A 15,298-nucleotide genomic window follows, 5' to 3' on the forward strand; every position below is an offset into this window, starting at 1 on the left:
CTTTTTAATTTGAAGAATCTCTTTTTAGTTTTTCACTAAATATATAATCTACTATTTCTCCTGAAGGCTTATATCCATCAACTAAATTTTCTAAAATTAATACAATTTCCTCTAGATCATTAGAACTTAAGGCATTTTCAAGTCTGATTATTTCCTTTTCTAATTTAACCCAAGGTATAAATTTATCTTGGGCCTTAAAAATTTTTGGATGTTTGGTTACTAATGAATTCTTTTCTAAAAGAAGTTCTTCATAAAGCTTTTCCCCAGGTCTTAAACCTGTAATTAAAATTTCAATATCTCCATTTGGATTAGTTTGATCTTTTAGTTTTAACCCTGATAACTGTATCATTTTTTTTGCAAGATCATAAATTTTCACTGGTTCACCCATATCTAATACAAAAACATCTCCACCTTTTGCCATCGCACCAGCTTGTATTACTAGTTCTGCAGCTTCTTCAATAGTCATAAAAAATCTCGTAATTTCAAGGTGAGTAACTGTCAAAGGTTTCCTTTCTTTAATTTGCTTCCTAAATTTAGGAATTACAGAACCTGATGAATCCAATACATTCCCAAATCTAACCATTGAAAATTTAGTTGATTGATCTTCTTTTCTTTCTGCAAAAAGAGCTTGAAGACAAATTTCACATAACCTTTTTGTAGCACCCATAACATTTGTTGGTCTAACTGCTTTATCTGTAGAAATAAAAACAAAGTTATCTACATCAGTTTCAAGAGATGCCTCTGCAACATTAAGTGTTCCAAAAACATTATTTTTGACACCTTCTGAAAGATTATGTTCAACTATAGGCACATGCTTATAGGCTGCTGCATGATAAACAGTATCGGGATTCCAAGTTCTAAAAATTATATTAATATTTTTCTTATCCTGAACAGATGATAACAAAGTAATTATTTCAACATTTTCTGAATTTTTTGAATGATTTAATTCATCCAAGATTGAATATAAAGAAAATTCGTTTGAATCTAATAGTAATAATTTATTAGGCTTCCTTTTTAATATTTCCCTACAGAGTTGTCCCCCAATAGAACCTCCGGCTCCTGTAACTAAAACAACTTTAGATTTTATATTTTTTCTCAATAAATCAATATTTGGTGAGACCTTATCTCTTCCCAACAAATCATCAATTTCTAATTCAATCAAATCTTTTACATCTATCTTTCCTTTTGCCAAATCAACCATAGATGGCAAGGTTCGAACAACAAGATTATATTTTTCAACATTTTTGATAATCTCTTTTCTTTTTTTACTGGAAATATTTGGGAGGGCAAGCAAAAGATATGAAATATTTTTTTCAGTGGCTAAAAAATCTATATATTCAGGGGAGTAAATTCTTTTACCAACAAGTAATCTCCCCTTTTTTTTTTCATCATCATCGAGGAAACAACTGACTTGTAATTCATTATTATTCTCTAGAGAAATAAGCAATTTCCTTCCTGCATTTCCAGCGCCGTATATTACGGCTTTAGGTAAGGAAGACTTCTCAAGCCTAATTTTATATAAATCACCTATCCAATAACGAACGGCAGATCTTGAAATACCAACTGCAAAAAATAATAATAATGGTTGAATAATTCCAATGGTTCTTGGAACTGTATCAAACGAAATGATAGTGATCAAAAAAGAGAATAAAAAACCATATAAAAAAATAGATTTAGAAACTGTAAACATTGCAGGCCATCCTGAATATCTAAAAATAGTTCTATACAAACCACTTAAATAAAAAACTGGAATAGCGATTAAAATTGATATAAAGGAAGGAATTATCAAAGAATTATTAATAGGGAATAATTCACCTAATCGCAAATAAAAAGATATCCAAGTAGTTAATAAGCAAAGTAAAACGTCTACGGAAATTGATATTATTAATTTCAGCGATTTTGGCAAATCTAATAAATAAGACCTAAGCTTTTGCACGCTTTGACTCATTTCCTTTTTTTTTATTTTTAAAGTTTTAACTCTCATCAAGTATTAAATTATTCCTTAATTTTCAAATCCCTTTTACGGATCTGTTTTGCTGGTACACCTACAACAATTGAATATGATTCAACATTTTTTGTTACTACAGCACCTGCTCCTATAATAGAGCCTTTACCTATCTTACAATTTGGTAAGATTACACTATTTGAACTTATCCATACATCATCTTCTATAAAAATATCTCCGTATTCCATACCCTGTTCTTTAATAGGAATCTTTATATCCTCAAAACAGTGATTATTTGATCTCAAAACAACATTTGGGCCAATGAGGACATTATTTCCTATAAAAATTTTCCCTTCTCCTCTCGCATTAATCATGACATTTGAATTAAAGGTAACATTAGAGCCTATTTTAATTTGGCTAAATTCAGAAGCATAGATTTTACAATTCAATCCAAAATAGGAATATGAGCCTATTAAAATATTTTGTGGAAATTCTATCCTTAGGCCTGATTCAAATCGATTTTCTTTAAAAGATTTTTTTAACCTGATTTTGTAATACAAACTTCTAATTAAAAAACCTGTTCTTCCAGGAATATTTCTAACAAGAAATTCAAGCCAATCCTTTAATTCTCCAATAATTAGTGAAATTAGTCTCATTATAAATTTTTCAAAAATTTCTTTTGTAGAAAAATCTTACTATATTTCTAACTCTTAGTATCAAAAAGATTAAATTTGCTATTAAAAGAAAAGGGTTTTTAAATAAGAACCTTTTTTTAATAATTTGTTGACGATTATTTAATAATTCTGAAAATAAACTCAAATATTCTTTTGACATCTTTTCTGAATTATGAGGATATTTGATTATATTTTTTTTATATTTTGTGTAATTTTTAAGCATTTTCTTTAAAGCTGGTAAGAAATCTTGATTTTCAAATGAAATCCCATAATTTTCACAATATTCAGGAAGAGCTCCACTAACTCTATAAATTATTGGTAATCCACATAATATCCCCTCAATGTGGTGCATTCCAGCAGGTTCATTTATAGAAGCGGATATGTATATATGGTTATTAGAGAGTTCTTTCCCAAGTTGTTCTCCATTAATGGGATTTATATGTTTAGCATTCTTAAACCTAAATCCTTTTGGCAAATTACCAATATAAGAAAACTCAATTAGTTTTCTCCATTTTGGAGAAGAAAGCAATCTATCAAGTTTTTTGTAAACATCAAATCCTTTCATTTTATTAGGGCTCCAATGATGAGTAACAATTTTTAAAGGAGTTGAACCATCCCAAAAATTATTAGTGTAGTTTTTAAAAACTTTTTTATCTGCACCATTTAATATGACTTTTGAAGGTTTATCTTTTTGACATAAATCTAAATTCTTTAACCATGAAGAAATATATATAGTAAAGTCTGCGCAATAATTTGACAATTTTAAAAATTTATTCATATGTAAAGTATTTTTCCTTTCATCGCACTCATTGATTCTGTGAATTACGATTGCATTTTTATTTCTAAAAAATAAATATCTTAAAATATCTAGAGAGCCAAAAGTAATATCACTATTATAAGATCTCGGATCTGTTAAAAGAATAATATCAATGTCTTCATCTTTTAGATCATGGGTTACTTGATGACCAAGATAGCTAGATGCTTGAACTAAAGATTTAGCGAATTGATTACCTCCGCCCCAGGATTTTTCTTTTATGTCAAATCCGATAGCTATTTTCAAATTTCTAAGTTAATTCACTTTTTATAAAAGACATTTTACCAAAATAAATAATTTGTTTTCAATTAATCATGCATATTATTTTATACATATTTCTGAATATCAAACAATTTCTATATGTTATGTTTATAGATAAATGTAAATTTGTTTAATTGAAAAAGAAAGCACTGATTACTGGTATAACTGGACAAGATGGGAGTTATCTAGCGGAATTCCTACTAAATAAAGGTTATCAAGTTCATGGCATTAAAAGACGTTCAAGTAGCTTTAATACTTACAGAATAAATCATATATATCAAGATCCACATGATAAAGATTGCTCATTTAAGTTGCACTATGGAGATTTAACAGACAGTACAAATATAATAAAAATAGTACAAGAAACTCAACCTGATGAAATTTATAATTTAGGAGCACAAAGTCATGTCTCAGTAAGTTTCCAACAGCCTGAATACACTGCTAATTGTGATGGACTGGGTGTTTTAAGAATTCTTGAAGCAGTAAGAGTATTAAAGTTAGAAAAAAAAACTAAAATCTATCAAGCTAGTACTAGTGAATTATTTGGTCTAGTTCAAGAAGTCCCTCAAACAGAAAAGACACCTTTCTATCCTAGAAGTCCATATGCTGTTGCAAAACTTTATGCTTATTGGATATCAGTCAACTACAGAGAATCTTATGGAATTTACGCATGTAACGGCATTTTATTTAATCATGAAAGTCCAAGAAGAGGAGAAACATTTGTAACCAGGAAAATCACCAGAGGTTTGTCAAGAATCAACGAAGGTTTAGAAGATATTTTATATCTCGGTAATTTAGATGCAAAGAGGGACTGGGGGCATGCGAAAGAATATTGTGAATTAATGTGGTTGATGCTTCAACAAGAAAAACCAGAAGACTATGTTGTAGCCACAGGAAGACAAATATCAGTAAGGTCATTTGTCGAAATGACTGCTAAAGAATTAAGATGGAATAAAAATAAATCTTCTGAATCAATCATTTGGGAAGGTAAAGGGATAAATGAAGTAGGGCGTAGGGCAGATAATGGTCAAATAGTAATAAGAATAGACAAGAGATATTTCAGGCCTTCTGAGGTAGATAATCTTCTTGGAAGTCCTGAAAAAATTAAAAGAAATTTAGGCTGGGAGCCTATTATAAGCATTGAAGAACTTGTAAATGAAATGGTTACGAATGATTTAAAAGATATTAGGAGAGAGAAAATTATAAGAAATAATCCAATTGATTAAAAACCAATTACCATTTATAGAAAAAAATTGAACCGTAAAGAATTCAAATGAGCTTAATTAACAAAAAAGATAAAATATATGTTGCAGGATCTGAAGGGATGGTTGGAAGTGCAATAGTAAGATATTTAAAAAATAATGGATACAAGAATATAGTTGTAAATAATAGATCTAAACTAAATTTATTAAATTACAGTGCTGTTGAGAGTTGGTTTAAGAAAGAAAAACCAGACATTGTAATTATTGCAGCAGCAAAAGTTGGAGGTATATATGCTAATAATAATTATCCTGCTGAATTCTTATTAGAAAATATTAAAATACAAACTAATTTAATAGAACTTTCGCAAAAAAATGATGTAAAAAGATTGTTGTTTCTTGGAAGTAGCTGTATTTACCCAAAGTTTGCGAATCAGCCTATATCTGAGGAGGAATTAATGAATGCTGCATTAGAAAAAACGAACGAATCTTATGCAATTGCAAAAATAACTGGTATTAAATTAGTTGATGCATTTAGAAAGCAATATGGTTTTGATGGTATATCATTAATGCCAACAAACCTATATGGATATGGTGATAATTATAATCTTATGAACAGTCATGTTGTCCCTGCCATGATTAGAAGATTTATTGAGGCAAAGAATACATTAGCTGAATCAGTTGTATGCTGGGGGACTGGATCCCCTTTAAGGGAGTTACTTAATGTTGACGATCTAGCCATAGCCTGTATTTTTGCTTTAGAAAATTGGGATCCAAGCAATAAAGGGGCCCCAAGGATAAATCAAAATGAGGAATTAACATACTTAAATGTTGGAAGTGAAGACGAAATAAGTATTAGAGATTTAGCATCATTAATTTCTGATCTTGTTGGATACAAAGGTTCAATAATTTGGGATGAAAATCAACCTGATGGGACTCCAAGAAAAAAGCTTAATTATGAAAAATTTAAAAGTATGGGTTGGAATACTTCAATAGAATTAAGTTTAGGATTAAAACAAACAATACAAGATTTTAAAATTAAATTAAATAAGGGTCTTTTAAGAATCTAAAAATTTTTGGTAATAAAAATAAAAAAATGGAACTTAACTCTTAACGATTGTTTCAAATATTTCTAGAGTTGATAAATTAGAATTTTCAAGTGAAAAGTGTTTTTCAACGGTTTTTCTTGCTTCATTACAAATATACTCATAAGTCTTTTTATCATTTTCTAATGTTTGAATGGCATATTCAATTTCTTTTTCACTACCAGGATTAACTAAAATACAATTTTTACGATTTTTAAATAGTTTTGGAGCCCATAACCCCTTTGTATTAGACAAAATAACTGGCTTTCCGCAAGCCATTGCCTGAAGAGTAACGCTATAGCCACTTGGTTGATAGACATTTTTTAGTGGTACTATGACTGCAAAAGACTCTTGATAAAGTTGCCTTACCTCAAGATCAGTTAAGGAATTTTTATTTTTATGATATGTACCATTGGTTATCACATATTTATTATCGTTTCTAATTTTTAATAAGCTTGTATGGATGTGTATTTTCCTATTTGTTTTAACTTTCAGGAGAGTATCAAAGTCTCTCGCTGGATCTTGGCCAATTGAAAACAAATAATCAGAAGAAAAATTATTTTTATTATTTGGTTTCCAAAATATTGTATCTACTCCAAATTTTATAAGAAAAGTTTCTTCCTTCCTAAGATTGAATTTTTTAATTGAATTATCTCTATCAGCATCACCATAAAAAATTATAAAATTTAATCTTTTTAAAATTTTTAAAATTAATTTGTGGTAAAACTTTTTAAGTAATTTTGGTACTTTTGTATTGTAATCTGACAACTTATGAAAAGCTCCAACTAACTTAATTTTATTTTTTGCATCTAAGAAAGTGTAAAAAAAACCGAGACTCATACTAAAACCATCAGTTAAACTAATAACTATATCGGAATTATTTATAGTTTTTTTATGTTGGTTTACTGAGAAAGGTCTGATACCAAAATTTGATATTCTACAAAAGATTTTTTCTAAGAATCCTCCAAAAAAGTAAATTATATTTTTCTTGTATTTTATAGAAGAAGATAAATGTTTTATATCAAAACCCTTTGAGCGAAGAAAATCAATCCCTTGAAAAAAATCTTTAGGTGCCTTATTTTTTTTTATTAATCTTTCTCTTTCTTTACGGCCACCTTTATCAAATATCAAAATCTTAGTCATAGAATTTTAAAAATTATTCTTATACCAACCTATCATTCTCCTTATTCCATCCTCTATGCTTATTGTTGTTATATCTTTTTTAATAATTTTATTTAACAGTGTTGTATCGGAACTTTTAATAAAACGTCCTTCAGGCTTACTTTTATCAAAAATAACAGAAGGATTCTTGCCGGACATATGACAAATCAAACTCACTAATTCAGCTATTGATATAGTTTCTCTTGTACCAATATTTACAGTTATGTTGTTTTCAACATTCTCCATTATTTGCAACATTATCCTTGCACAATCATATGCATGCAAATAACTCCTTCTTTGGTTTCCAGAACCCCAGGCATAGATAGGATTTTCATCATCTAGTATTTTTTTAACTAACATTGGGATTGCACTTGAATATTCTCCTACCCATCTATATCTCTCTCCATAGATATTAAAAGGCCTCACTATTTTTAATTTAATATGATTTATTTCTGATAATAATAAAAATTTCTGTTCTAGAAATCTTTTAGCCCAACCGTATCCTTTATTTACTTTTTCTGGATCATCCTCAAATAAATTTCTCTCTCCAATTGTTTCAGGTCCTTCATCCATATAAATACAAGAGGAACTGGTTATAAGGAGATTATCAGGTTTTGTTTTTTCAAAAACTTCTAAAATATTATTTGTAATTTTTTCATTATGAATTAAAGTCTCAATATGATTTTTGGATGAATAACCAACTCCGTATGCTCTACTTGCTAAATGAAAAATATTTTTAGCATTTTTAAGAGCTTTCTTTACTGATGAAAGATCTTGCAGATCTGCTTCAATTATCTCAATATCCCCTTCAATATCTTTTAAGTTTTTTAACTGCCCCTTAGAAAAATCGTCTACTATAAATACTTTATATCCATTTTTCACAAGTCTTTCGCATAAAAATGAACCTATTAAACCCGCACCTCCGGTAACAAATATCTCTTTATTATTTAAACTATTAAACATTAAAGTAAATTTAATAGATTGAAAGAAATAAAAATAATTTTTTATTCATAAAAAATTTCTAAATTAAAATACAATTATATATCAAATCTTTTCTATATAAGATTGGTTTTTATAAATTTAAAAATATCAATTATCTTTCTGAGAATCCACAAATCTTTTAAATAGAACAGAGTTTGAATAAAGATCTTTAAAATTTCCTTGATCGATTAATTCCCCACTTTCAAATAAGAAAACATGGTCTACAAATTTTAAATTTGAAAATTGATGGGAAATTGATAATAAAGTTACTTTTCCATGCAATTTTTTAAAAACAGCTCTTACTAATTCCTGAGTTATTGAGTCTAGAGAATTAGTTGCTTCATCAAGGATAAGAATATTTGGTTCTTCATACAAAGCTCTTGCTATTGCTACCAACTGTAACTGACCACCTGACAATATTTTTCCTCTTTCTCTTAATTGGGTTGAAAGTTTCAAAGGTAATTTCTGAACAAAACTACCTAAACCAACAATCTCTAGACAGGACATAACCTTTTCTTCATCAATTTCATAAGGATCAAGTCCAAATGCGACATTTTCCTTTATTGATAAATCGTTTATCTTAGGATTTTGAGGTACGTAACCAATTTTAGATTGCCATTTTTCAATACCAAATTCTTCTAAATCAATTCCATCGATTAATACTCTTCCTTTAGATGGGGAAAGCAATCCATTACATAAATCTATCGTTGTAGATTTACCAGCTCCTGAAAATCCTACGAAACCATAATGAAGACCCTTATTTATTTGTAAATTAATTCTTTTTAAACAAATTTTATTCGATTTAGGATATGAATAACTTACATCTACTAGGGATAATTGCTTCCAATAAAATTCACAAGAATTAGTAAATAATTGATCTCTTTTATTCACTTTTAATACAACTTCGCTGTAAATAATTTTTAGAGTTTTTGAATAAATATGAGCATTGGAAATATTATTCAATGAATTTCCTAATTTATTTAAAAGGGGTACGATCTTAAAAGCTAATAAAGTAATAATAGCCATTATCCCAACAAGGATATTTTGGTTTATATTGCTTATAAATAATATAGTTCCTAGAAATACCACACATAATTGGCTAAACATTAAAATTGAATTTACTGGGAGCAGATTTAAATTTTCAATGCTTGCTTGTCCAAATGCAAATTTTCCCCAAATATTATTGAATTTATTTAAAAAATTAAAAGTATTATTAGAAAGTTTTACATCCTTTATGCCAGCCAACATTTCAGTGAGGAATACATTAATTTCATCAATTTTTATTCTTTGCCCATTAGTTAAAAGATTAGTTTTCTTTCTTATATATTTTAAAAATTTAAATATGATTATCGAAATAAAAGAAATTATCAAGATTCCATATTTAGGAGATAAAATTAAAATAGTCAACAAAGGTATCATTAGTGAAGACAAATATCCTGCTAATAAGGGGATCTGCTTTATTACTCCTCTGCTCCAATAAGCAAGATGATAGGAAAAAAGATTCATTAACTTAATTGAATTTTGCTGAATGTGCCATTCATAATTCATAAAAGTAAAATTCCTTATAAGATCATTTCCCAGCCTGGTTTGACATTTAGCTACAAATAGATTTAAACGATATTGAGTATATAAACTAAATAAAGATGAGGATAAAATTACTAATATTATTGCAACAGATAAATATACTATGAAAAGATTTATATTTGGTGAACCTAAATATGTCCATAAGTAATTGTATTTATTAGTTTCATAAATTAAATTTGGATCTAATATTATGTTTATAAAGGGGAAGATAGAAAATACTGTGAGAATATCTAGGGCAAAACTAATAAAACATATAATGCAATATATAAATAATTTTAATTTTTCTTTTTTATTTAATAAAGATAAAGAAGTTTTAAATACATCTAACCTTATCATTTTTAATTTCATTCTTAATATGATTTAAAATTATCATTTTTAATAATCTTATTAAATTTTATCATCATCTACATTGATATCAAAAAGCAAAATACTTTCATCAAATTTAAATAAAAAAATTATTACAAGTAGCGATTTATATTATTCTCAATCGCAAGGCAATAAAATCCTAGTTATCCATAAGTAATTAAATTAGCCTATTAAATTATTTCATTAAAGTATTTAATTTAAGTTTTTTATTTATTTCTTGAGTCGCAATCGACTAAGATCCTTTAATAAGGGCTTAATTATGCCATTATTTAAATTTTTTTGATGTAGTTCAAAATGAATATCTGCAAAAATTCAAAAATTTTAATTACTGGAGGCACAGGTAGCTTTGGCAAAGCATTTCTTTCCTCAATTCTTAAAAAATTTCCAGATATATCTAGAGTTGTAATTTTTAGTCGTGACGAATTAAAGCAATGGGAATTACAACAAAAATATCCATTTAAGAAATATCCCCAGCTTAGATTTTTTTTGGGCGACATTAGAGATAAAGAACGTTTAAAAAGCGCCCTTGAAAGAATTGATATAGTTATTCATGCGGCAGCATTAAAACAAGTTCATACTGCAGAATATAATCCTATAGAATTTATAAAAACTAATATACTTGGTTCTGAAAATCTTGTTCAAGCGTGTATTGAAAGTAATGTTAAAAAAATTATTGCTTTAAGCACTGATAAGGCAGCCGCGCCTATAAATTTATATGGAGCAACTAAATTATGTGCAGATAAACTATTTGTTGCGGCAAATAACATAAAGGGTCATAGAGACATGGCATTCTCATGCGTTAGATATGGGAATGTTATGGGGTCTAGGGGTTCAGTAATCCCTCTTTTCATAAAAGAAGCAAAAAATGGAATCATACAAATCACAGATGATCGTATGACTAGGTTTAACATTACCTTAGATCAATCTATTCAGATGGTTTTATGGGCAATTGAAAATGCTGTAGGTGGTGAAATATTGGTACCAAAAATTGCCAGCTACAGAATAACTGATCTTGCTGAGGCAATAGGACCAAGCTGTAAAAAAGTTATTTTAGGAATAAGAGAAGGAGAAAAGCTTCATGAAGAAATGATTACATCCTCTGACAGTTTTAATACATACGATCTTGGCGACTACTATACTATTTTACCTGCGAATTATGATCCGGAAAAACACTTTAATAAAATGGGTAAACAATATAAATCTGTAAAGGAAGGCTTCTCATATATATCAAATGAAAATATAAAATTTTTATCAAAAGAAAATCTAAGAGAATTAATTAAGGCTAATGTTGATCCAAAATTTGATCCAATTTAATTAGTTCCAATGCATTTTATATTTATTTTTGCTAAAGTTTTTATAAAATTTATATAAGTTTTAACTTTATCTAAGGTTTATTAAATTCAAATAAATAAGAAAGGAATATATGATAATTCCGTATGGGAGACATGAAATAGACAACGATGATGTAAATAGCGTTGTAGAAGTCTTAGAAAATAAGTTTTTGACACAAGGTGATGTAGTTCCAGAGTTTGAAAGAGAAGTTTCTTCTTTTTGTGGCGCTCATCATGCGATAGCTCTTAATAGTGCCACCTCAGCTTTACATTTAGCTTGCAGAGCTTTGGAAGTTAAAAGAGGTGATATAGTTTGGACCTCTCCTATATCTTTTGTTGCATCAGCTAATTGTGCAATATACTGCGGTGCGAAAATCGACTTTGTAGATATTAATCCAAATACCAACAATATAGATCCAACATTACTAAAACTTAAATTAATTAAAGCAAAAAAAAATAACCAATTACCCAAGGTAGTCATTCCAGTTCATCTATGTGGACTTCCATGTGAGATGAGTACTATATGGGAGTTATCAAAAGAATTTAATTTTCAAATTATTGAAGATGCATCTCATGCTTTAGGAGCAGAGTACAATTCAACTAGAATTGGTAATTGCAAATACTCGTCAATAACTGTCTTTAGTTTTCATCCAGTAAAAATGATTACTACTGGTGAAGGAGGAATGGCATTAACTAATAGTAGGGAAATTTATGAAAGGATAAAGCTGCTTAGAAGTCATGGCATAACTAAAGAATCAAAATTAATGGATAAGGAAAAAGAAGGACCATGGTACTATCAGCAAATAGAATTAGGTTATAATTACAGAATGACTGATATTCAAGCTGCTTTAGGCATTAGTCAGTTAAAAAAATTAGAAAAATTTATATTAAATAGATCAACATTAGCTGAAAGGTATATTAAGAATCTTAAGTCAAGTAAATTTAAAACCCCATTGATACCAAATAATGCAAAATCCTCATGGCATCTTTTTGTTGTAAAAATAAGCTTAAATTCTTTTGATGAAAAAAGAATTCTTTTTGAATATTTAATTAAGAATAAAATTCAAGTTAATCTCCACTATATACCTATATACTCTCATCCTTTTTACAAAAATTTTGGGTTTAAAAAAGAGGATTTCCCTAATTCAGAAAAATACTATAAAGAGGCTTTAACTTTACCCCTATTTTCTAATTTATCCTTCCTAGAACAGGATAAGATAATAACTAAATTAGAAAAATTTAGTAATAAATGAATATCGCAATAATTCCTGCAAGAGGAGGCAGTAAGAGAATTCCCAAAAAGAATATTAGAAACTTTTGTGGAAAGCCAATGTTATCTTGGCCATTAGAGGTTGCTTTAAAATCTAAGATATTTGATCAGGTAATAATTTCATCTGATGATGATGAAATAATAGATATCTCAAAAAGATATGGAGGTGTAATTCCTTTTATTAGACCTAAGGAACTATCAGATGATTTTTCAACTTCAGATGATGTAATGAAACATGCTGCTGAATGGGTAAAAATTAATATTCCCAAAATTTCTAACTTATGTTGTATTTATGCCACTGCAGCTTTTATTAAAACTGAAGATTTAACTGAAAGTTTTAAGCTATTTAATGAAAACTCGTTCAATTATGTTTTTTCTGCAACTGATTTTGCAGCTCCTATTTTTAGATCATTTTCGTTCTCGAAAGAAGATGGACTAAAAATGTTTTATCCGGGAAAATATAATACAAGATCTCAAGACTTACCAGTTGCCTATCATGATGCGGGTATGTTCTATTGGGCATCTCTTGAAACTTGGATAAAACAAAAAGTAGTTTTTGACCAAAATTCCTTTCCATACCTATTACCAAGATGGAGAGTGCAAGATATTGATAACAAAGATGACTGGTATAGAGCTGAGTTAATTATGAAAGTCCTAAATAGTTAAACTTTCCGAAGATCAATGTTTATCTAAAAATGAATTTTGTAATTAGGCTAGATATTTCAAAAGAAATTGGCTATGGACATTTTTATCGATCAATAACTCTTGCTAGAAGTCTAAGATCAAGTAATGATTCCATATATCTTATTGCAAAATCAATACCCGAACATTTGAAAATTTGGTTATCAAAATTTGGCATTAAATTTTTTTTATTAGGAAGCAATATAACGTCAGGTTCAATAGAAGATTTGAATCATACAAAAAGTTTTTGTGAACTTATTGGTAATCCAGATCTACTAATAATTGATCACTATAATATAGACATTAAATTTGAAAAAAATATTAGAAATTTTGTAAATAAGATTTTAGTAATCGATGACTTGGCGAATAGAAATCATGATTGCGATATTCTTTTGGACCAAAACTTAAGGCATCTTGAAAATAGATATGAAAAACTCTTACCAAAGAAATCTAAAGTATTTTTAGGACCAAAGTATTTTTTCTTTAGAGAGGAATTTTACGATGCAAACCTTTCAAAAAGTGTTAGGAATAAATTAAAAAACATCTTAATTTTTATGGGTGGAGGTGACAATAGTTATGAAATAATAAAAGTAATTAAATCAATTAAATATATAAATTCCAAAGAAATATATTGGACTTTAATAACAGGAAAAGATATTCAAGATATAAATAAAATAATTTTGCTTACAAAAAAAATCAAAAACTTTAAGCTAATTACCCATACTGATGAAATTAGTAAAATTATTTCATCTTCAGATTTAGCTATAGGTACTTGCGGCATCTCAGCTTGGGAAAGATGTATTTTAGGCTTGCCCAGTTTAGTAATGATTACTGCAGAGAATCAAAAGGAAGATGCAGAAATTTTAGAAGAAATGAATGCAGTTATAAATTTGGGTAGATCAGACAAAGTATTGGGGAAAGACATCGCCAAAAACATAACAAAATTAATCAATAATGATAATTTATTGAAGAGTATGTCAATTGCATCTTTTAAGGTCCTTGAAGGGCATACAAAGGCAATTAATTTTCTAAAAAAAGAGATAATTTTAACTCTTTAGTTTTTACGAATTTACTATTTAAAATTAATAAAATTATAGATTTATTTTTATAATTTTTAACAACATAAAGTATATGTATGTTTTAATAAAATTAATATAAGGATAAATTTTTAAATTGAATAAATTAAAGGATAATATTCATTATAGAAAAAAAGATATGTGTGTAATTTCTCAACCAACTTTTCTTCCATGGTTAGGCTGGTTTGATCTTGTTGACCAAGCAAAAAAAATGGTTTTATTAGACGATGTTATATTTACTAAACGATCATGGCAACAGCGAAATAGAATAAGAACATTAGTAGGCCTTGAATATCTCACAATTCCAGTAAAAAAAAGCGGAAGATATCATCAAAAGATCAATGAATGTGAGATTGTAGATAAAGAATTTGCAAAAAAAATTTTTAGAAAAATTAGAATTAATTATCAGAAAGCTAAGTATTATGATTTGGTCGATCCGATTGAAAAAGTATTTTTTGAAAATTTAGATACCAACAAATTGCTATCCATTAATTTTGGATTAATCAAATGGATTTGCAAATTCCTTAAAATAAAAACCGAATTTATACTTTCAAGTAATATTCCAGTTAGTGGAGATAGAGGAGAATATTTAGCTTTAATATGTAATGAATTAGGTTTTAGAAATTATTTATCCACTCCTGGATCTGAGCTGTATTTAAAAGAAGATTTATCTCAATTCAAAGAAAAAAAAATTAATGTTTATTTGCATGAATATGAGCATCCTTTATACAACCAAGGATTTAGCCCTTTCATTCCTTTTGCTTCTACTCTTGATTTAATATTGAATGAAGGAACTAATTCTTTAGAAATTATTAGATCTGGAAGAAGGTCTTCAAGATTAATTAATCAAAATCACCTTAACAAATAAAA

General features: G+C 28.0%; 13 protein-coding genes. 7 read left to right on the forward strand and 6 right to left on the reverse strand.

Going from position 1 to position 15,298, the window contains the following annotated elements:
• Positions 1–4 precede the first annotated feature (4 nt).
• The 3 genes from HA144_RS06965 to HA144_RS06975 are packed head-to-tail and all read right to left on the reverse strand — an operon-like array spanning position 5 to position 3,679.
• Positions 5–1,948, reverse strand: a complete 1,944-nt coding sequence (locus HA144_RS06965; RefSeq protein WP_209043362.1) for a polysaccharide biosynthesis protein — start codon at positions 1,946–1,948, stop codon at positions 5–7.
• Positions 1,949–1,995: 47 nt separating this feature from the next.
• Complete coding sequence (locus HA144_RS09610; protein ID WP_209043363.1) at positions 1,996–2,601, reverse strand: acyltransferase; 606 nt, start codon at positions 2,599–2,601, stop codon at positions 1,996–1,998.
• A 10-nt stretch (positions 2,602–2,611) separates the two neighbouring features.
• Positions 2,612–3,679, reverse strand: coding sequence for a glycosyltransferase (locus tag HA144_RS06975; protein ID WP_209043364.1), 1,068 nt, complete (start codon positions 3,677–3,679; stop codon positions 2,612–2,614).
• A gap of 149 nt (positions 3,680–3,828) precedes the next feature.
• Here HA144_RS06975 and gmd point away from each other — a divergent pair, with 149 nt between their 5' ends.
• Positions 3,829–4,920: a GDP-mannose 4,6-dehydratase gene (gene gmd / locus HA144_RS06980; RefSeq protein WP_209043365.1), complete on the forward strand. Its 1,092-nt coding sequence runs from the start codon at positions 3,829–3,831 to the stop codon at positions 4,918–4,920.
• Positions 4,921–4,967: 47 nt separating this feature from the next.
• Positions 4,968–5,963 (forward strand): GDP-L-fucose synthase family protein, encoded by a 996-nt coding sequence (locus HA144_RS06985; protein WP_209043366.1) that lies wholly within the window; start codon positions 4,968–4,970, stop codon positions 5,961–5,963.
• A 33-nt stretch (positions 5,964–5,996) separates the two neighbouring features.
• Here HA144_RS06985 and HA144_RS06990 read toward each other — a convergent pair whose 3' ends face one another.
• The 3 genes from HA144_RS06990 to HA144_RS07000 form a co-directional block, all read right to left on the reverse strand.
• The gene (locus HA144_RS06990) at positions 5,997–7,121 is read right to left on the reverse strand and encodes a glycosyltransferase (protein ID WP_209043367.1); all 1,125 of its coding nucleotides are present in this window, start codon (positions 7,119–7,121) and stop codon (positions 5,997–5,999) included.
• 6 nt (positions 7,122–7,127) lie between these two features.
• Positions 7,128–8,102, reverse strand: a complete 975-nt coding sequence (locus HA144_RS06995; RefSeq protein ID WP_209043368.1) for an SDR family NAD(P)-dependent oxidoreductase — start codon at positions 8,100–8,102, stop codon at positions 7,128–7,130.
• A gap of 126 nt (positions 8,103–8,228) precedes the next feature.
• The gene (locus HA144_RS07000; protein ID WP_209043369.1) at positions 8,229–10,040 is read right to left on the reverse strand and encodes an ATP-binding cassette domain-containing protein; all 1,812 of its coding nucleotides are present in this window, start codon (positions 10,038–10,040) and stop codon (positions 8,229–8,231) included.
• Between the two features lie 324 nt (positions 10,041–10,364).
• Between HA144_RS07000 and pseB the strand changes: the two genes are divergently transcribed.
• From pseB to HA144_RS07025, 5 genes are all read left to right on the forward strand, one after another.
• A complete protein-coding gene (pseB, locus tag HA144_RS07005; protein ID WP_209043370.1) occupies positions 10,365–11,384 on the forward strand; it encodes a UDP-N-acetylglucosamine 4,6-dehydratase (inverting) in 1,020 nt (339 codons plus the stop codon).
• 109 nt (positions 11,385–11,493) lie between these two features.
• A complete protein-coding gene (gene pseC, locus HA144_RS07010; protein ID WP_209043371.1) occupies positions 11,494–12,654 on the forward strand; it encodes a UDP-4-amino-4,6-dideoxy-N-acetyl-beta-L-altrosamine transaminase in 1,161 nt (386 codons plus the stop codon).
• Entirely contained in the window at positions 12,651–13,337 is a 687-nt protein-coding gene (gene pseF, locus HA144_RS07015; RefSeq protein ID WP_209043372.1) for a pseudaminic acid cytidylyltransferase, read from the forward strand. Before pseC ends, pseF begins: the two co-directional genes overlap by 4 nt.
• A 29-nt stretch (positions 13,338–13,366) precedes the next feature.
• A complete protein-coding gene (pseG, locus tag HA144_RS07020) occupies positions 13,367–14,410 on the forward strand; it encodes a UDP-2,4-diacetamido-2,4,6-trideoxy-beta-L-altropyranose hydrolase (RefSeq protein ID WP_209043373.1) in 1,044 nt (347 codons plus the stop codon).
• A gap of 115 nt (positions 14,411–14,525) precedes the next feature.
• Positions 14,526–15,296, forward strand: coding sequence for a WbqC family protein (locus HA144_RS07025; RefSeq protein WP_209043374.1), 771 nt, complete (start codon positions 14,526–14,528; stop codon positions 15,294–15,296).
• The last annotated feature ends 2 nt before the right edge of the window (positions 15,297–15,298 follow it).

The sequence above is a fragment of the Prochlorococcus marinus XMU1404 genome (assembly GCF_017696175.1).
Taxonomy (GTDB): domain Bacteria; phylum Cyanobacteriota; class Cyanobacteriia; order PCC-6307; family Cyanobiaceae; genus Prochlorococcus_A; species Prochlorococcus_A marinus_X.